This is a genomic window from Paenibacillus pseudetheri, from assembly GCF_924513355.1.
GTDB classification, from domain to species: Bacteria; Bacillota; Bacilli; order Paenibacillales; family Paenibacillaceae; genus Paenibacillus_AQ; species Paenibacillus_AQ pseudetheri.
Genome location: NZ_CAKMAB010000003.1, coordinates 155,540 through 174,541 on the forward strand (window position 1 = coordinate 155,540; position 19,002 = coordinate 174,541).

Here is a 19,002-nt window from a genome sequence, read left to right on the forward strand (position 1 = left end):
AGCAAAAAGGAGCCTTATGCTAACTGGACTCACTATAAAAAAATCAGGGCCGTTAAGCGCTTTTTTCTTTGTTTGCATGTTATCAATGATATGATGTTGGATGGAAACATCACAGGGATTTGTTGTTCTGCAAAAAAATGATCACTTATGTTGGCAGACAAATCAAATGAACTCTCAATTCCCGGCTTGTTTGCGGAAGGAACTTGGCGTGAGACCAGTTTCCGATTTGAATGTATGGAAAAAATGCGAGAGGTCGCCAAAGCCGACGGCAGAAGCGATTTCGGTCACTGAGAGTGGCGTATCCATAAGCAGCCGTTTGGCCTGATTGATCCGATAAATCGTTAAATAGCGGTTTAAAGAGTGACCGGTCGCTTGTTTGAATTGATCATACATATGCGAGCGGGAGACATTGAACCGTTCATGCAAACGGCTAACCTCGATCGAGTCGGCATAATGTGCGGTCAAATATCGTAGAATACGCTCCGCTAAATGAAACGCAGCGTTCTCTGAGTTGCCTCTGTCTGGTGGACAATATTGCTCCCTCGCCAGGATGATGAACAATTCAGCGAGTAGATGGTGTAACGCTGCCTCGTAAAAAGCCGGCTGTTCGGCGATCTCCCGAGCAAGCTGTAGCAACAGCTCTCGGATCTTATCCATTTTCACTACAGAAAAGCACCAGTAAGGTTGCTGCTCGGCTAGTAGGGTGGATACGCAGTTACTGATTCCAGGCGAGTTGTCGAACGACGTCTGTACATAACGTTCGTCCAACGATAGTACGACACGGTGAAGAGGCTTGGTTCCAACAACGGATGGCCAGTGCAGAACATACGGCTTAATGATGGCAATGCTGCCGGGCAGCAGGGAGTACATACGATCGGCGACCAGCAGCTTGCCATGCCCCTCTATACAAAAGTAGAGCTCGTAGCCCCGATGAGCATGCATTTTGCTTTGTCCAATCATGCCGTCGCGGAAATGACAATGGACTGGGAAATTGTCCAGGAAACGATTCGTAGTGTCATCCAATTCATAGTCGGAAGAGATATCGTATGAGCCCATTTCATCCACGCTCCTGTTTCAAAATGAACGGTATGCAGAATTAAGGATATTTTAACATGGTTCATCCTAAAGGTCTCAGGAGTTTGTGGAAAAATCCCCATAAAACCTGAACAGGAAGCCAAGTTTCCTTGCCCCGAATCCTTTACATTAAAGGGAGAACATCTTTGAAGGAAATTTCTTAAGATGTCAAAATTGGGTTTAGGGAGAGGGCATATGAAGGGGATTAACGAACTGAAGGAACTGGCAGAACGCGTCTATCATCGGATGATCGATAAGACCGTGAACGACTGGGGAATGAATATGGAAAGCTGGGATTGGGTTCCGGGCGTTGGAGTCATCTCAATCCTGGCTTACGGCCGACTGGTGGGTAATCAAGAAGCCATTGAATATTTGCAGCAATGGACAGAACGCAATAAGCATTTGAGCGAGCAAGGGAATGTAATTAATTCGATGGCGCCGTATGCGATATTCCCAGAGCTGTATCGGCTCAGCGGAGATCGATGGTACTTAGATGCGGCGACAAAAATTGGTGATTGGATGCTGAAGGAAGCACCGCGCACTCGGGAAGGCGCCTTTGAACATACGGTTACGGAGAATGTCAATTTTTCCGAACAAGTATGGGCGGATACCTTGTTTATGGCTGTACTCTTTTTGGCCAGACTTGCAAAGCTAACTGGAGAAAGCAAATATGCTAAAGAAGCGGAGTTTCAATTGCTTATCCATTTACGGTTATTACAGGACCCGCAAACGGGTGTACTGTTCCATGGCTGGAATTGTGAGGAAGGGAATCATATGTCCTCAGCCCGTTGGACTCGCGCTAATGCATGGGTTATACTGGCGAGTCCCTGGATTGCTGAGGAGATCAGTTCCCTGACTCCGGTTGCCGAGGAAATTGTAGACCGATATCGACAGCTTGCGTCAGGACTGCGGCATTACCAAAGAGAAGATGGCATGTGGAGTACAGTAATGGATCAGCCCGGGTTTTATGCAGAGACGTCAGGGAGCGCTGGAATCGCGGCGGGATGGTTAGCCGGAATTCGAATGGGTTGGTTGGATAGTTCATACAAGGAAGCTGTTAATCAAACGCTGCAAGGCGTTATCGAGCGAATCGAACCCGATGGAACAGTTCAAGGCGTATCCGGTGGAACACCAGTTATGCCAAACATTCTGGCTTATGAAGAAATTCCATGCTATCCGACGTTATATGGGCAGGGGTTGACTCTTATTTTGTTATCGCTAGCGCACAAGATAAATCTTTCAGAAGGAAAATAAAAAGAAGCACTCATTAACTTTGGTTACGTTAATGAGTGCTTCTTCAGGTAGCCCAGATAATCAGAGGCTTGTAGTTCAATTATGGGTACACTGTGGTGTTATTATTTAAGCTTATATACACGAGCTTCATAAGGACGAAGCTGAATGGTGTTTAGTTCTTCTTCTGGATTTACTTCGTAGTTGGAAATAAGCAATTCCTTCGCTTGGAATTTCACAGTAGAAGGAAGATCGAAGGTTGCAGGCTCTCCGAAGAAATTCAATACAACCAGTAGCTGTTCTTCTCCAAGAGTACGCAGATAAGCATATACCTGCTCATTCTCTTCAGCCAAGATTGTATAACTTCCGTATACGATAATCTCATGTTGCTTACGCAGCTCAATTAGCTTCTTATAGTAGTAGAAAATAGAATCAGGATCAGCTAGCGCATTCTCCACATTAATGTCCTGGTAGTTAGGGTTCACAGCCAGCCACGGAGTGCCGGTGGTGAAGCCTGCTTGCGACTCCGAGTTCCATTGCATCGGCGTACGGCCATTGTCCCGACCTTTGATGTAGATGGAATTCATGATTTTTTCTTCCGAGTGTCCGGCAGCCAAGTATTCCTTATACATATTTACAATTTCAATATCCTTGTAGTCATCGATGGAAGCAAATTGTACATTTGTCATGCCGATTTCTTCACCTTGATAGATGTAAGGTGTACCTTGGAGCGTGTGAAGCAGTGTTGCTAGCATTTTGCCAGACTCTTTCGGGAACAGCTTATCATCTCCAAAGCGGGATAGCATACGTGGCTGATCATGGTTGTTCATATACAAGCTGTTCCAACCCTTACCGTCCAGTGCGACTTGCCACTTGGAAATAATGGACTTAATGTCCGCCAGTTTCCAAGGTTGTACATTCCATTTGCCTCCAGGACCGGAATCGACGTCCATGAGCTCGAAATGGAATACCATGTTCAGCTCGTTTCGATCCTCGGAAACATACAGTGAAGCTTCTTCTGGAGTGACATTAACGGCTTCGCCTACGGTCATGATATCGTACTTGGATAGCACCTCACGGTTCATTTCCTGCATATACTCATGTACGCGAGGACCGTTTACGAAATAGTCTCCACCGAAGTGGTACGTAGGCTGTTCTCCGTTACTTTCCCCAGAAACGCTAGGTAATCCCGGTACTTTGGAGATCAGGTTGATTACGTCCATGCGGAATCCGTCAATTCCTTTATCCAGCCACCAGGTCATCATATCGTAGATTTCCTTGCGGAGCTTTGGATTGTCCCAATTTAGATCTGGTTGTTTACGGGAGAAGAGATGGAGGTAATATTCCTCCGACTTCTCATCGTATTCCCAAGCTGATCCACTAAAGAAGGAACCCCAGTCGTTAGGCGGCTGGCCGTCCTTTCCAGGACTCCAGATATAATAATCACGATAAGGATTATCCTGCGATTTGCGGGACTCTACGAACCAAGCATGCTCATCTGAGGAATGGTTGACCACAAGGTCCATAATCAGCTTCATGCCACGGCTGTGAAGACCAGCAAGCAGTTCCTCCCAATCGGAGAGCGTTCCGAAATCATTCATAATACTTTGATAATTACTGATATCATAACCGTTATCGTCATTAGGCGACTGGTATACTGGGCACAGCCACACCACATCGACACCAAGATGATTTAAATAATCAAGTTTCGAGATAATCCCTTGCAGATCACCAATACCATCCCCGTTACTGTCTTTAAAGCTGCGGGGGTAAATTTGATACACTACGCTTTCTTTCCACCATTTTTTATCCAAGGTTGTAATCTCCTATCTCTATATAGATCTTGCTATTTTATTTAATGGACCCTGATGTAAGTCCGCTGATAATCCATTTTTGCGCAAACAAGTAGACGATGAGCATCGGGGTTAATGCGAGAAGATATGAAGCAAACGCTAAGTTGAAATCTGTGCTGAACTGTCCCTGGAAGACATATTGTACAAGCGGAAGTGTGTAGGAATCCTGATCGCCGAGTAGAATCAGCGGTAACATAAAGTCATTCCAGGTGGATAGACAAGACAGGATACCGATCGTTGCACTGACAGGAGCAAGGAGTGGAAAAATAATCTTCCAGAATGTTCCGAATGTCGATGCACCGTCTACTGTAGCCGCTTCTTCCAGTTCGTACGGAATGGAACGGATATAACCGGTGTATACAAACACGTTAAAGGCCAGACCATAAACAACGTATAGAATAATAATCCCTACAATGTTGTTCATGTGCAGGTCCGTAGTCACTTTGACCACAGGCAGCATAATAATCTGGAAAGGGATAAACATGGCACTGATAAAATAGAAGTAAAGCACTTTGAAAAATCTTCGCTTCATATTACGTGCAATAGCATAGGCTACCATGGAGTTGGTAAGCAATATGAACACAACTGATGTAATAGTAATCACGGTACTATTTCTTAATGCATTGAAGAAGTTCGTTGCCTTAATCGCATTGGCGAAATTCTCAAAATGCAGGCCAGTAGGGAGCGAAAAGATAGATTGAGCCATTTCCTCGGGATTCTTGAGAGCAATGGCAATGGTCATATACAGCGGAAACAGGATCAGTAGTGAGCCTAGGGCGATAAGAATCGTTACAGGCCAATTGGTTGGTTTTTTGATCATAAGTCCATCTCCCGTTTCTGCAGAAATTTAAGCTGAAGGGCGGAGATAACGACAATCACGATAAAATAAATCACGGCGTTCGCCGATTGATAGGCAAATTCTCCGCCTTGGAAGCCGCCTGTGTAGATCAAGTGGGCAATGGATTGCGTTGAACGACCTGGACCCCCGCCTGTCAAAGCGACGATTTGGTCGAATACCATCAGACCGCCCTTCATTGCAAGTACCATATTGATGGTGAAGAAGGAAGCAAGCATTGGGAACGTAATGCTCCAGAATTCTCTCCAGCGGCTAGCCCCGTCCAGATTAGAAGCTTCGTAAAGATCATGAGGAATGGTTTGAAGACCCGCCAAATAGAGAATCGTGTTATAAGCAATCCCTTGCCAAACGGCAACAATGACGATACCGATCCAAGCCCAGTCTGAGTTACCGAGAATGTTCTGTGATAAGAATTCGCTGCCGAGTTTCGCACCCCAAATAGGGAATACATTAGCGAACAAGTAGTTAAAAATAAAACCAACAATCAATACGCTGAGGATATTCGGCAAGAAATATACGCCACGGAAAAAGTTTTTGGCTTTAATTTTGGCATTAAGTCCAAGCGCAATCAACAAGCTGATGATGTTGATAAGAATAGTGGTTAGAATGGCATATTTAAAAGTGAACACATATGAATTCAACACATTTTCGTCTTGAAAAATGTTAATAAAGTTCTTAAATCCTACGTAATCAAAGCTTTCACTAAAGCCGTCCCAGTTTGTGAACGAATAATATATACCCTGGATTGCAGGAAAGGTATGGAAGGCAAAGAAAAGAAGTAATGCCGGTATAGTCATCAGATAAAAGGCGACTCGGCGTTTGACCATCGTGTAATCCTCCTCATTGTAAAAGCGAAAGAGAAGAGGGGTAGCCCCGTTCTCTTTCGCGGTTCATGTTTGTCTGATCTGGTTATTTCCGGTTAGCTACTTTATCCCATTCTTTATCAAGCTGTTCTAGATAAGCTTTAATATCTTTCTTTTGCAAGAAGGATTGGTTGATGGTATCCACTTTCATTGCACTTGGGATGTAGTGGTCAGCAAAGTCAGCTAAGTTGCCTGCGGTAAACGCTTCTTTGAAGCCATCCATCGTTGGATCATCTTGTGTTACACCCTGAACAGCTGGGAATGCTTTTTGCTCATTGATGTATAGGCTAACATTCTCAGGTTGAAGCAGGAAGTCTACGAATTTCTTTGCTTCTTCTTTATGTTTAGTGTTTTTGGAAATAGTCAGCAACGTATCTACGCCAGAAATGACCTTGTTAGCGGCAGCATCATTTGTCGCTGGGAATGGGAATACGCCAAGTTCAATGGATGGATTGGCTTTCACGATTTCTGGGATTGCCCATACGCCTTGTAGGTACATTGCGGATTCACCTTTAGCGAATGCTGTGTTTCCGTCATTGTAACCTTTACCAAAAATATCTTTTTGTCCGTATTCCGTCAGCTTAAGCAGCTTTTCAGCTACCTCGTTAAAGCTGTCTGCGAAGGTTACAGTGCCTGCCGCACGCTCCTTGAAGAAATCATTTCCTTTAATGATCGTGGAGAGGGAGTTGAACGGCGTAAGTGTTGTCCATGAATCCTTCAGTGTCAAGTAAAAAGCATTTTTACCGCTGTCCTTGAATTTTTGAGCGACAGCCATGAACTCATCCCAAGTAGTTGGAACAGTAACACCGGCTTCAGTGAACATCGCTTTATTGTAAATGACACCACTTGCGTTCGAAGAGAATGGAAGACCATTCAGTTCGTCCGAACCCGTCAGGTCTTTTAACATTTGAAGATATGCTGGCTGGATATTCTCAGCGAGTGGATCGCCTGTGAAATCTTCAAAAAGACCGCTGCCAGATAACGTCTTGTAGGTGTCAGTTGCTCCGATCCCTACCACGTCAGGAATATCTTTTTTCGCTGCACGAGTTTTCAATACGGTTTCAGCATCCGGCGGGTTAACCTGTGTGACAACAATATTTGGATTGGCTTCATTGAATTTCGCAACCAGCTTGTCGAAGGTGGCTTTGGCTTCGGTTTTATTTTGGAAAAACTCGACTTTTACCTTTTCACCGGAGGAGGCATTTCCACCACTATTTGCGTTGTTGTCAGCCGCATTGCTACCACAGGCACTAAGTACGGACATAGCCAGTACGCTAACCACTACGGGTTTGATTGTTTTTTTCATGATTAAATCCTCCTAATAATTTGTTGGTATTATGAACATGTAAGAGATTAAACATGTACGTAATGAAAACTAATTGATATTCTGCTACTTTTAGGCGGCTGATATGCATTACCAATAGAGGGTAAACGTTTACGTAAAAGGGGTAAAAAGACTCAGGTAAGTGATCTTACCGTTTGTCTTTCCACGATTAAGTGATCGACAATTTTGCTATCCACAGTCTCGCCTGTTTCAATCATCTGAATAAGCTTCTCCACGGCGATCTTACCAATATCGTACAGTGGTTGACGCACTGTAGTTAACGGAGGAATAATCATTTTCGCTATTCCAAGATCGTCATAACCCATAATGGATATATCATCGGGAACACTTAAACCATATTTGATGACCGTGGAAAGAGCACCAATCGCCATTTCATCACTAGCGGCAAAGACGGCAGTGACATCAGGGGCTTGCTCCAAGAGAGCTTCCATTGCAATGCTCCCGCTTTCATACAGAAAGTCTCCAAAGGTGAGATAGCGGCTGTCGAAAGGAATTCCACTCGCTTCAAGCGCTCTACGATATCCCTCAGCTCTGGGTGCACCAGCGATAGCATCGCTTGGGTTTCCGCTGATCATGGCGATTTTGCTATGACCTTTGGAAATTAAGTAGAGAGTAGCATCATAAGCAGCCTGGTAATCGTCTACTTTTACATAAGGTACACTGGCAAATTCCGTTTGGGAAGAAACCAACACCACTGGGATCTTCATGGTTTCTAGCACATCGTAATACTCTTTCTTCAAGACCTCACTAGAGTAAATAATGCCATCGACCTGCTTCTCTCTTAGAAGCTGCAAGTACTTTAACGTTCGTTTACCATCTTGGTCAGTATTACAGACCATTACACTGTAATTGCGGTCATTGGCCAGTTCCTCAATGCCTTTAAGCAGATCGGAGGAGAACGCTCCAGAAACACTTGGAAACATTACACCAATGGTCTGCGTACGCTTATTGATTAGGCCACGAGCAATCGCGTTAGGTTGATAGCCGAGTTCTTTGATAGCCTCATTTACCTTTTGTTTCGTCTTGTCGGAGTACCCACTTAAATTGTTTAGCACGCGAGAGACTGTTGCAATGGAAACGTTCGCTTTTTGTGCAACATCTTTAATTGTTGGGTTCATTCATACGACTCCTTAGATTACGGTTAGCCTTAGATTAAACGTTTACGCTTCGAAAATCAAATTCCTTAAAAAGTATTACGTAAACGCTTACCCTGAATATAAATCCTGGCAGGTATGCTTGTCAACTCCACTTAAAAAATATGTGAATGATAAGAACTATGAAAGGTAATTAATTTTTATATAGTATGAAGCCGATTAAATTACCAGAAAAACTCTGTTAAAGTGGTGTGTAAGCAGGAGAAATGTAGTTGGAGCAGGATATTAAGAATACAGAGGCCCAGAATTGACAAAAGAATATTAGAGGACTAACATTTAGACAGTAAACGCTTACGTGAAATCGGATGGATATGTTCATCGTTTGGTTTGGTGTTTAACCGGATAAGGAGCTGCGCTTATGAATATTTATCTCGAAATTCCAGATGTGGATAAGCATTTTCCTTTTAGAAGTTTACTATGTGGAGGAGATACGCTGTGCTATCCGCATTGGCATAAAGAAATTGAAATTATATATGTAACTAAAGGAAGTCTAAATCTGGGAATAAATGATACCCCCATTCACATGGAGCAGGGTGAGGTTCAATTTATCAACGGTGGGGATGTCCATTATTTTCTCGCTTCACCTGAAAGCGAACGGGTAGTGATTCAATTTGATCTTAACCTGTTTCAGGAAGTCGCAGCTTTTAGCGGAAATGATTATTCGCTTCGTGAGGTTTTTACGCTTATGGAGCATTCTAGTTCAAAATGGCCCGAGGCAACCGCCGTGAAGATCAAAGGGCTGATTGAGAGTATTTATGAGGAAGACGTGCAGCGAAGAGATGGGTACGCTTACTTAATCAAAGCCAGATTGTTTGAACTATTGACCGTTATTTTACGGGAAGTGCCGAAGAGTACACTCAATAAACAGCCTAAGTTCTCGGAAGATACGCTGAACCAGTCTAGAGAAACACTGGAAAGATTAGAGCGGATTTTTATCTATGTAGAGCAGCATTACCAGGAAGCTATTACGCTGAATGAGGTAGCTAGCTATATGGGCTTTAGTCCGTATTATTTTACTAAGCTATTCAAGAAGAATACTGGTATGACCTTTATAGCTTTCTTAAACGAATATCGGCTTAACAAAGCTAAATGGATCTTAATCAATGAAGATTTGCCGATGTCTGCAGTGGCGGAAGCCGCCGGGTTTGGCAGCGTGAAGACATTCCATCATTTTTTCAAGGATGCTACGGGGATATCCCCCCTAAAATACCATAAGACAATATTCGGGAATAATACAGCAAGAATGCAGGAAGAAAGACGCCCCCGGGCTTTGTATGATAGAGATATCAAAACAGGAACAAGTGGAGGTTAGAACAAAAATGACATTAACAGTAGGAATTATCGGCTGCGGAGGCATTGCAAACGGCAAACATATGCCAGCGCTATCAAAAGTGGAAGGTGCTCGAATGGTTGCTTTTTGCGATATCGTTCCTGAGCGTGCAGAAAAGGCAAAAGCGGAGTTCGGGGACGAGGGCTCCGTGGTTTACGCAGATTATAAAGAGCTTCTTAAAGATGCAAGTATAGATGTGATTCATGTATGTACACCAAACATTTCCCATGCAGAGATTTCCATTGCAGCAATGGAGGCAGGCAAGCATGTAATGTGCGAAAAGCCGATGGCGAAAACCACCGAAGAAGCACAAGCGATGATCGATGCCTCAAAGCGAACTGGGAAGAAGCTAACCATCGGTTACCAAAACCGTTTCAGACCAGATTCAGCTTATCTGCATACGGTATGCGAGAATAATGGTCTTGGAGAGATTTATTATGCTAAAGCTAAGGCGATCCGTCGTCGTGCCGTTCCAACGTGGGGCGTGTTTCTGGATGAGGAAGCGCAAGGCGGAGGTCCATTGATTGATATCGGTACTCATGCCCTCGATTTAACTCTTTGGATGATGGATAACTACAAACCTAAATATGTTGTCGGTAACGCTTATCATAAGCTGTCCGGTCGTAAAAACGCTGCGAACGCTTGGGGCCCGTGGGATCCAGAAAAATTTACAGTTGAGGATTCTGCCATTGGATTCATTACTATGGAGAATGGAGCTAGCATCGTTCTCGAAGCAAGCTGGGCGCTGAATACACTCGATGTTGGTGAAGCCAAGACTGTGCTTTGTGGCACTGAAGGCGGAGCGGATATGGAGAACGGTCTGCGCATTAACGGAGAAGAATACGGCAAGACATTCGAGAAGCATATCAGCTTGGAAGCCGGTGGCGTTGACTTTTATGATGGCGCGGGAGATGATCCTGCATTGACGGAGGCCACTCAGTGGATCGAAAGCATCGTCAATGACACCGAACCTGTAGTGAAGCCAGAGCAGGCGCTCGTTGTTACCCGCATCTTGGAGGCTATTTATAAATCCTCTGAGACTGGCATGCCTGTATTTTTTGACTAATTTGACTAATCAATAAAGTTGACGGCATAGATAACTATGAATTAGGAGTGTGTCCAAAGTGACCAGAGTAACGGTATGGAATGAATTCCGCCATGAACGGCAGGAAGAGAGAATTCTCAAGGTCTATCCGCAAGGGATTCACGGACAATTAGCAAGCTTCCTTCAGGAAGCTGGACTGAACGCTCAGACAGCTACGCTGGATGAACCGGAGCATGGACTGACACAAGAAGTGCTGGATAACACGGATGTACTGATTTGGTGGGGACATGTCGCCCATCAAGAAGTTAGTGATGAGATTGTAAACCGTGTTCACCAAAGAGTGCTTCAAGGCATGGGGCTAGTGGTGCTTCATTCGGGTCATATGTCCAAAATATTCATGAAGTTAATGGGCACCAGCTGCGATCTAAAGTGGCGTGAAGCAGGGGAGAAAGAGCGTCTTTGGGTCATGGACCCAAGTCACCCGATTGCTGAGGGAATTGGCGAATATATCGATTTGGAGCAAGAGGAAATGTACGGATCACATTTTGATGTGCCAGCACCGGAGAGTCTAATTTTTGTCGGCTGGTTTGAAGGCGGCAATGTGTTCCCAAGCGGATCGACCTATCGCCGTGGGAACGGGAAGATCTTTTATTTCCAACCCGGTCATGAATCTTATCCAACCTATTACAACAAAGAAATCCAAAGAGTGATCATCAATGGCGTGAACTGGTGTGCACCAACGAAGCGTGATTATCCAGTTTACGGACACTCTGAAGCTTTGGAGCCAATCAAAGAAAAGGTGGTATTATAAATGAAATTAGGCGTATTTGATCCTGTATTTGGAAGTTTAACTCTCGAAGAGATGCTTGATAAAATCGCTGCTGCTGGTTTGAATGCGGTAGAGATCGGTTCAGGAGGCAATCCCGGAAATGCCCACTGTCCAACAGATGAGCTGCTTGCCAGCGAATCAGCACGTAAGGAATATCTGGAACAGTTCACGAAACGTGGCATTATGATCAGTGCATTCAGTTGCCATAATAACCCAATCTCTCCGGATAAAGAAGAAGCTCGTGAAGGCGACGAAATTCTGCGTAAGTCGATCAAGCTAGCTTCGCTAATGGGCGTTAAGGTAGTGAACACTTTCTCGGGAACCGCGGGAGACAGCGACGAGGCAAAAGCACCGAACTGGCCAGTTACACCTTGGCCTACCGTGTACAGCGACATCAAAACCTGGCAGTGGGAGTATAAATTGATCCCTTACTGGAAGGAAATCGGTAAGCTGGCTGAGGAGCATGGCGTTAAGATCGGTATCGAGCTTCATGGCGGTTTCCTCTGCCATACTCCTTACACGATTCTGAAGCTTAGAGAAGCAACCTGTGATGCGATCGGCGCGAATCTAGACCCGAGCCATCTGTGGTGGCAAGGCATCGATCCTGTAGGCGCGATTAAGATTCTTGGTAAAGCTGGTGCGATCCATCATTTCCATGCCAAGGATACGTACCTGGATCAGGACAATATTAATATGTATGGGCTGACGGATATGCAGCCTTACGGCGATGTACAGACCCGTGCATGGACCTTCCGCTCCGTTGGCTGTGGACACAGCATATCTGAATGGTCGGATATCATGAGTGCGCTGCGTACTTACGGTTATGATTATGTGGTCAGCATCGAGCATGAAGACCCTCTTATGACGGTAGACGAAGGCTTCCATCGTGCAGTAACCAATTTGCAATCCATTCTTATTCGCGATCAACCACAAGGTATGTGGTGGGCGTAAGACATACTTTTTAAAAATAAAAGTCTTGATTCTCTAGTTTTTGTAGAGGATCAAGACCTTTTTTGCGTGTTGATGTGGAGGTTGAAATTTCTACGTTCCATAGGAGAGAATAGCAAAGAGAGATTTTCTGAAATGCTAGTGAAGGAGAGAGAACAATGTTACTGGAAGTTATTGCTACAACATTAAGTGATGCAGTACTGGCCGAGCGTTATGGAGCTGATCGAATTGAATTGATCACTGGGATCAGTGAAGGGGGACTGACGCCCAGTCTGGGACTTATTGAAAAAGTGCGCGATACTGTCTCTATCCCGGTCAGGGTAATGGTTAGACCCCATGCCAGATCCTTTTCTTATGATAAGGATGACATAGAAACGATGGAGCAGGATATTCAGCATATCGCATCTATCGGCGGGTTATCTGTCGTAATGGGCATGTTACGCCCTGATGGAACAATTGACGAAGAGTCACTTCAAAGGCTGCTTCATACTGCCAAAGGTTTGGAGGTGACATTCCATCGTGCTTTTGATGAAGTGAGGGATCAATTTGAGGCGTTAGAAATATTGACACGTTATCCTCAAATTACTGACATTCTAACATCAGGAGCCGAGAATACAGCCCCTAAAGGTGCGGAACGTCTTGCTGCGCTGGAACAGCTTACCTCGGAGCAATCTATATCTATTCTTGCTGGCAGTGGGTTAACGGCAGACGGGTTAAGTGATTTTATAAAACAAACGGGTGTGCGACGAGTGCATTTCGGTTCAGCCGTTAGAGAAGCTGGAGATGCGCTAAAGCCGATAGATCCTCTTCGCTTGCAGGCTGTTCGAAACCTTCTGGATAAAAGGAAAGATCACTAGCTTACCGATCATTATTGATTCCATTCTTCGATAAACTTGTCAGCAGATTTCGATTTAATTTCCGTATATTGGATGATATTATAAAATCGGAATATTAAATTTGTTCAAGAGCCTGATCTTCAGGAAGCAGACTGGGGGAGCTGGAAGGATTTTGCGATTAAAGATCCGGATGGGTACGTGATTGCATTTGGTTCAGGTAAGAAACATTAGTTGTCTAATCATGAAATACTGAGCATATAAAATATAGAGCTGATCTTTGGTTATCCAAAGGTCGGCTTTTTTAATGTGCGTTCACTTGGTTACAGTATTGCAATCTCTGCGTCAAATGTGAGGGACGAGTTGAAAAGAATAGGTACAGGTTGGTATGCAACAAAATTGAAATGATTTCGTCTTTATATATGGAGGTGGAGAAAATTGGGATTTTTCGTTTCGGGTGGCTGGTTTGAATCATTATTACAGCGGAACATGAAGCTGATGCTTGTATTTGGGCTTCTGTTCGCTGCATGTTTTACAGGTGTGGGAAAGGCGGAAGCTGCTGCTGGATCCGATCTGATTATCGTGAACAAAAAGACAAACAAACTCGCGTATTTCAGTGATGGCAAGCTTGTGAAGACTTTTCCAGTCGCAACAGGGAAATCAAAGGAACTGACGCCTGAAGGCAGCTTCAAAATGGTAGTTAAAGTAAAGAACAGACCCTATTACAAAGAGAAAATACCCGGGGGTGATCCGGCCAATCCACTTGGCGACCGCTGGCTAGGGCTAGAAGTGAACGGAACTTATGGTACCACGTATGCGATTCACGGCAATAATAATGAGTCCTCCATAGGAAAGTATGTTAGCGCCGGATGTATTCGAATGCATAATGATGACATCCACTGGTTGTACCCAAAAATAGCTAAAAATACAAGGGTCATTATTACAACAAGTACACTGGCTATGGAGAGTATTGCGACTAAAAATGGGTATTCCATAGGAAGTAAGATGTTTGCTGGAGCTTTTGAGCTGGATGGAGTCACGACAAAGCTAAAAGATCCTTTTTTAATGGATAATTCCCGTGTATTTGTTCCACTGAGAGAATCTGTAGCCTTGTTAGGTGGAACTTTACAGAGCAAAGCTGGAACAGGTGCACTGCTAATTACGATAGGAAATCGTACGGTGGCACATCAGCCTTTATCCGATCAGGCTGTTGTGGATGGAAAGACACTTACGATGCCAGCATCCCGCAATGAAAATGGCCGATTGATGATTCCGCTGAGCATCTTGCCTGAATTATTTGGTATTCAGGTGCAATGGAATTCCCAGACTCAGTCGGTAAAGATTATTTTATAACTATTCTTGACCTATTAATTCTGGCTTTAGTAGGTATATACTATATTTATTCAAACCAATTCGGACAATGACGGAGGACCACCGACTGATGAACAACTAACACGTTTCCTAGAAGTAGACCACTCAAGCTTGTGAAGTGCATATGCACAAGTCACGGAGCACCCGTTCAGGGTGATAACGGTCAGGGATACGTGTGTCGGTCGGGGGTCTTACGTTGCTTTTATATGAATAGATCGATCTATTGTTTGGTTTACTCTGCATACAGCAGGTGATCACGGCCGTAGTCTATTCATGTTATGGCATATTTTCCCCCCCATCATACGCTATTTGACCGCAGACCGCTGGCTGCGGTTTTTTATTTGCAATATAATCGGAGGAATGAAATATGACCCTAATAAAAGCAAAGAATTTACGTAAAGAATGGAACGGGACCCTGTTATTCGAGAAGGTGTCCTTTGAGATATCAGAAGGAGAGCGTGTGCTCTTGTTCGGTCGTAATGGAATCGGCAAAACCACACTGCTTAAGGGACTGATCGGTCGCCTTACCTTTGAGGAAGGTAGTATTTATCATGGCTTACCTCGTGAAGAGTGGGGTGTGCTGGATCAGCAGTTAGAAGTATCAGAAGAAGTAAGCGCCTTGGATTACGTTCTCGCCGGATCGCCAGAGCTACCCCAATTAAAGCGCCGGCTTGAATCTCTCAGTCAGAGGTTGCAGGAGCAGAACGACGAGGGTGAAGCGGGATTGGCTGAATACGCCGAAGTGTACGATCAATACTTGCAACTTGGTGGATATGACTGGGAGGCTAAAGCGGAAAAGTGCTTGAAACAGCTTAAGCTAGAACGTTCGGTTTGGGATTTGCCATACCCATCGCTAAGCGGAGGGCAAAAGACACGCGTTCAATTGGCAGCATTGTTAGCTCAGCAGCCGAAGCTGTTGATTCTAGATGAGCCGACGAATCACTTAGATGGAGAAACGATGGAGTGGTTGGAACAATGGGTCCACACCTATCCCGGAACTGTGCTTTATGTTTCGCATGATCGTACGTTCATCGATCGAACGGCGACATCTTTACTGGAGCTTAGTCCAGAGGGGTGTCGCCGGTATTCGGGTGGATATACGCATTATCGGGAGCAGAAGGCGGTAGAGGCGCGAACATTAGAGGGACAATATAAGAGGCAGGAACAGGAAAAGGAGAAACTGCTGGAGAGCATCAGGAGATATTCCGAATGGTTCCAACAGGCACACCGTGCTGCCGGACAGCATGATTTCCTGCGTGCGAAATCAAAGAAGAACGTTTCTCGTCTTCATGCAAAGGAAGCTGCACTCGAACGCTTAAATAAGAACCGTGTGGAATTACCACGCGAGACAAGCAAGCTGAAGATGAAACTGGAAAGTGAAGCGTTTATGGCGGACACTTTGCTGTCACTCCGCGAGATTGATTTTGCATATAAGGGTAGTGCGCCTGTACTGAAAAATTTCAGTTTGTCCTTGAATCGAGGAGACCGTCTCGCTATTCTGGGTCCTAATGGTGTCGGTAAGTCTTCTTTGTTGAAGCTGACTGCTGGTATTCATCAACCTACCAAAGGTGAAGTGCGGCTGCATCCGCGTACGAAGGTTGGTTATTTTGCGCAAGAGCTCGATAATCTAGCGGTGTCGTCCACCATTCTGGATAGTTTGCTTGAACTGCCGGGTATGACCCAAACGGAGGCACGAACGATTCTGGGCTGCTTTTTATTTTCGCGGGAGGATGTCTTTAAACGAATTGGTGATTTAAGTCTGGGGGAGAAATGTCGTGTAGCTTTCCTTAAACTGTACTTTGGAAAAGCTAACCTATTAGTACTGGATGAACCCACCAATTATCTGGACATTGACACTAGGGAACGTGTAGAAGAAGCGCTAAGAGTATATCCGGGAGGAATTGTGATGGTCTCACATGACCGGTATCTTCACACTAAAGTAGCTAATCGTTTGGTAATACTAGAACCGGCGCAGGCACCAAAGTTTTTTCAAGGTTCCTACGAGGATTACATCTCAAAAGACAGGAGTCGAGTGCTTACCCGTAAAGAACAGGCCCTTGAGGACGATCTTGTTCTTCTGCAGCTGCGTCTGAATCAATTGATCCAGAGTGGAAGTAGGGATACAGAGGAGGAGAATAAAGCGTTAATGGCGGAAATCGTTAATCTGAGGACACAGATTCAGGAAATAGAGGGTAAGGAAAAAGCTATACACTCATAGGGAAGAACCGACACAACCCTAGCTCAGGATAGAAGGTATCTTGGGCTGGGTTGTATTTTAGCGTAAAAAAATAAACAACGTTCGAATATTCCGATAGGAGTCACCACAGGCAAGGTGTATAATTGGATGAATATGGATGTTTTGCGAATAGAAAATTTTGAAGGGATGGTTATGTGAAGATTAGAATCATCGGGGGCTGTGGAAGTGGCAAATCCTATATCGCTAGAGAGCTGTCCAGAAAGTATGGTGTAGATTATTACGAAACAGATAATTTGGTATGGGATAGAAGTGCCGAGAACCTCCGTTATTCCGTTGAAGCAAGGGATGCGCAATTAGAGGAGATCCTCGATAAACCTTCATGGATACTGGAAGGGGCACATTATAAATGGGGGCATGAGAGTTTTGAAAAAGCAGATTTAATCGTTATATTGAAACCTAATAAAGTGGTTAGGGATTTAAGAGTTTTTACAAGGTTTATAAAGACAAGACTGGGATTCGAACAAGCGAATTACAAGCAATCGTTTAAGAATCTTTATGTGATGATTTTTGAATGGAACCGTGGATATGATCAGGAAGCCATACATAAGATTATAGAGCTAACGAATACTTTGTCTGATAAACGGGTCATTGTGAAAAATAAACAGGAACTGGAAACCATTATTGAAGAGCGGATAATCAGGATGAATGAATAAAGTAAGCATAGAGAGTGAGGGCCTAATATGGATAATTATAAAGTTGAACGTTTGGAACAGGAGGATTTCATAGGCTTTTGGAAAAGAGTTCTCGCTACTATTCTTGATCTCCTTATCATTCTGATACCAGCGGTCATTGTATACTGGATATTCAATTCATTAGCTGTATCCTTGCATTCGGAGATTCCCATCATCCTTGAGTATATTTTCTTCGTCGTGTTTGATGTTTTTATGATCGTTAAATTTGGCGGAACGCCTGGGAAGCTGGTTTTAAAGATGAAAATTGTCAATCAGCAAGGGAATATCCCAACATTGAAGGAAGCTCTAATTCGAAATATTTTCCGAATCATTAGTACGATTTTTTCAATGATTGTTGGCGTAAGCCTCTACGATCTCACTGTGATTTCCACCACTCTTAACTTATGGGCACCTTTAGCTACTGACCTCAGTAAAATACTTGGCCTCATCATGCTTGTGGATTATCTATTTGTCGCATTTACTCCCCGTAAACGGGCGCTTCACGATATGATGGCTGGTACTTATGTTGTTGATAAATCCGCAATCTAAAGGATGCTTTTATAAGCATTCTTGAGGATGTCTTGGAAAACCCAGATATTTTTAAACCCATACATGCAGTTGAATTATTTACGAATGAAATCATTGTTCGATGGATGAATGCTTTTGACCACAATATTGGGATATCACCTGTTCTTGTCTTGGGAGAATTGAATAAAATGGGTCCGCAGAAGCAAACTACTTTGGCTAAAAAATTAGGTTATATGCCGGGGGCGATGACGAACATTGCCAATCGCTTAATTAAGCAGGAAATGGCCGAGCGTAAATATAACGAAGATGATCGCCGAAATGTACTGCTGTCTATCACGGACAAAGGCAGAGATATACTGAAGGAAGCACAGCTAAAAGGGCAGGAGCTCCGGGTTGAAATGTTTCAGAAGCTCAATGAAGAAGAACTGCAGCAATTCTTGAAAATCCTAACTCGTTACATCGCCACGCAATACGGTAAAGATAAGATTCGTTGTAACGGAGTGGCTCCAGGCCTGATCTTAACACCTGCGGCTGCAAGAAATATGCCGCCAGCTGTGCTGGATATTTTCCAGAAGTTCAACGCTCTGCCTTACCATGGAGAAGCGGATGATATTGGAAACACAGTGTTGTTCCTGGCATCGGATGAATCTAAATTCATTACTGGTCAAACGATTGAAGTAGAGGGTGGTCACTATATGTCCAACCCGAGCATTACGGACTTCCAGAATTACATGATGAAGCTAAAGGTAAATAAATTCATGCGTAATTAAAAATCCGGTCCATGCTCGTGTTAATCGAGAGGGACCGGATTTTTG

At 44.1% G+C, this 19,002-nt stretch carries 17 protein-coding genes; 11 read left to right on the top strand and 6 right to left on the bottom strand.

The features are described from left to right. Positions 1-174: 174 nt before the first annotated feature. Positions 175-1,056 (bottom strand): AraC family transcriptional regulator, encoded by an 882-nt coding sequence (locus L1028_RS03550; protein ID WP_234531354.1) that lies wholly within the window; start codon positions 1,054-1,056, stop codon positions 175-177. A 213-nt stretch (positions 1,057-1,269) separates the two neighbouring features. Here L1028_RS03550 and L1028_RS03555 point away from each other — a divergent pair, with 213 nt between their 5' ends. Next, positions 1,270-2,328, top strand: coding sequence for a glycoside hydrolase family 88/105 protein (locus tag L1028_RS03555; protein ID WP_234531356.1), 1,059 nt, complete (start codon positions 1,270-1,272; stop codon positions 2,326-2,328). A 101-nt stretch (positions 2,329-2,429) separates the two neighbouring features. Here L1028_RS03555 and L1028_RS03560 read toward each other — a convergent pair whose 3' ends face one another. From L1028_RS03560 to L1028_RS03580, 5 genes are all read right to left on the bottom strand, one after another. Beyond that, a complete protein-coding gene (locus tag L1028_RS03560) occupies positions 2,430-4,118 on the bottom strand; it encodes a glycoside hydrolase family 13 protein (protein WP_234531358.1) in 1,689 nt (562 codons plus the stop codon). A gap of 37 nt (positions 4,119-4,155) precedes the next feature. Then, complete coding sequence (locus L1028_RS03565) at positions 4,156-4,977, bottom strand: carbohydrate ABC transporter permease (protein WP_423803005.1); 822 nt, start codon at positions 4,975-4,977, stop codon at positions 4,156-4,158. Next, positions 4,974-5,840 carry a carbohydrate ABC transporter permease gene (locus L1028_RS03570; RefSeq protein WP_234531360.1) on the bottom strand — a complete coding sequence of 289 codons (867 nt, stop codon included), beginning with the start codon at positions 5,838-5,840 and terminating at the stop codon, positions 4,974-4,976. Before L1028_RS03570 ends, L1028_RS03565 begins: the two co-directional genes overlap by 4 nt. Before the next feature lie 82 nt (positions 5,841-5,922). Then, positions 5,923-7,182, bottom strand: coding sequence for an ABC transporter substrate-binding protein (locus tag L1028_RS03575; RefSeq protein WP_234531366.1), 1,260 nt, complete (start codon positions 7,180-7,182; stop codon positions 5,923-5,925). A gap of 152 nt (positions 7,183-7,334) precedes the next feature. After that, complete coding sequence (locus L1028_RS03580; protein WP_234531370.1) at positions 7,335-8,339, bottom strand: LacI family DNA-binding transcriptional regulator; 1,005 nt, start codon at positions 8,337-8,339, stop codon at positions 7,335-7,337. A 394-nt stretch (positions 8,340-8,733) separates the two neighbouring features. Here L1028_RS03580 and L1028_RS03585 point away from each other — a divergent pair, with 394 nt between their 5' ends. The 10 genes from L1028_RS03585 to L1028_RS31235 all read left to right on the top strand — a co-directional run bounded on the left by L1028_RS03585 (position 8,734) and on the right by L1028_RS31235 (position 18,957). Next, on the top strand, positions 8,734-9,687 hold the full coding sequence (locus L1028_RS03585) for an AraC family transcriptional regulator (RefSeq protein ID WP_234531372.1): 954 nt from the start codon (positions 8,734-8,736) through the stop codon (positions 9,685-9,687). A 7-nt stretch (positions 9,688-9,694) separates the two neighbouring features. Beyond that, positions 9,695-10,771 (top strand): Gfo/Idh/MocA family protein, encoded by a 1,077-nt coding sequence (locus L1028_RS03590; protein ID WP_234531374.1) that lies wholly within the window; start codon positions 9,695-9,697, stop codon positions 10,769-10,771. A gap of 58 nt (positions 10,772-10,829) precedes the next feature. Next, entirely contained in the window at positions 10,830-11,561 is a 732-nt protein-coding gene (locus L1028_RS03595; protein ID WP_234531377.1) for a ThuA domain-containing protein, read from the top strand. Beyond that, on the top strand, positions 11,562-12,530 hold the full coding sequence (locus tag L1028_RS03600; protein ID WP_234531379.1) for a sugar phosphate isomerase/epimerase family protein: 969 nt from the start codon (positions 11,562-11,564) through the stop codon (positions 12,528-12,530). It abuts the gene before it with no gap. A 155-nt stretch (positions 12,531-12,685) separates the two neighbouring features. Beyond that, positions 12,686-13,384 carry a copper homeostasis protein CutC gene (locus L1028_RS03605; RefSeq protein ID WP_234531381.1) on the top strand — a complete coding sequence of 233 codons (699 nt, stop codon included), beginning with the start codon at positions 12,686-12,688 and terminating at the stop codon, positions 13,382-13,384. A 414-nt stretch (positions 13,385-13,798) separates the two neighbouring features. After that, positions 13,799-14,713: a L,D-transpeptidase family protein gene (locus tag L1028_RS03610; RefSeq protein WP_234531383.1), complete on the top strand. Its 915-nt coding sequence runs from the start codon at positions 13,799-13,801 to the stop codon at positions 14,711-14,713. Positions 14,714-15,098: 385 nt separating this feature from the next. Further along, entirely contained in the window at positions 15,099-16,949 is a 1,851-nt protein-coding gene (gene abc-f, locus L1028_RS03615; protein WP_234531386.1) for a ribosomal protection-like ABC-F family protein, read from the top strand. A 173-nt stretch (positions 16,950-17,122) separates the two neighbouring features. Then, a complete protein-coding gene (locus L1028_RS03620; protein WP_234531388.1) occupies positions 17,123-17,641 on the top strand; it encodes a P-loop NTPase family protein in 519 nt (172 codons plus the stop codon). Between the two features lie 27 nt (positions 17,642-17,668). Further along, a complete protein-coding gene (locus tag L1028_RS03625) occupies positions 17,669-18,208 on the top strand; it encodes an RDD family protein (protein WP_234531389.1) in 540 nt (179 codons plus the stop codon). A gap of 32 nt (positions 18,209-18,240) precedes the next feature. After that, positions 18,241-18,957: an SDR family oxidoreductase gene (locus L1028_RS31235; protein ID WP_279306828.1), complete on the top strand. Its 717-nt coding sequence runs from the start codon at positions 18,241-18,243 to the stop codon at positions 18,955-18,957. Positions 18,958-19,002 lie beyond the last annotated feature (45 nt).

Excerpts from the sequence above, each read along its gene's own strand:
- L1028_RS03550 (WP_234531354.1), bottom strand. The coding sequence starts at position 1,056 with ATGGGCTCATACGATATCTCTTCCGACTATGAATTGGATGACACTACG.
- L1028_RS03555 (WP_234531356.1), top strand. The coding sequence starts at position 1,270 with ATGAAGGGGATTAACGAACTGAAGGAACTGGCAGAACGCGTCTATCAT.
- L1028_RS03565 (WP_423803005.1), bottom strand. The coding sequence starts at position 4,977 with ATGATCAAAAAACCAACCAATTGGCCTGTAACGATTCTTATCGCCCTA.
- L1028_RS03570 (WP_234531360.1), bottom strand. The coding sequence starts at position 5,840 with ATGGTCAAACGCCGAGTCGCCTTTTATCTGATGACTATACCGGCATTA.
- L1028_RS03575 (WP_234531366.1), bottom strand. The coding sequence starts at position 7,182 with ATGAAAAAAACAATCAAACCCGTAGTGGTTAGCGTACTGGCTATGTCC.
- L1028_RS03580 (WP_234531370.1), bottom strand. The coding sequence starts at position 8,339 with ATGAACCCAACAATTAAAGATGTTGCACAAAAAGCGAACGTTTCCATT.
- L1028_RS03585 (WP_234531372.1), top strand. The coding sequence starts at position 8,734 with ATGAATATTTATCTCGAAATTCCAGATGTGGATAAGCATTTTCCTTTT.
- L1028_RS03590 (WP_234531374.1), top strand. The coding sequence starts at position 9,695 with ATGACATTAACAGTAGGAATTATCGGCTGCGGAGGCATTGCAAACGGC.
- L1028_RS03600 (WP_234531379.1), top strand. The coding sequence starts at position 11,562 with ATGAAATTAGGCGTATTTGATCCTGTATTTGGAAGTTTAACTCTCGAA.
- L1028_RS03605 (WP_234531381.1), top strand. The coding sequence starts at position 12,686 with ATGTTACTGGAAGTTATTGCTACAACATTAAGTGATGCAGTACTGGCC.
- abc-f (WP_234531386.1), top strand. The coding sequence starts at position 15,099 with ATGACCCTAATAAAAGCAAAGAATTTACGTAAAGAATGGAACGGGACC.
- L1028_RS03625 (WP_234531389.1), top strand. The coding sequence starts at position 17,669 with ATGGATAATTATAAAGTTGAACGTTTGGAACAGGAGGATTTCATAGGC.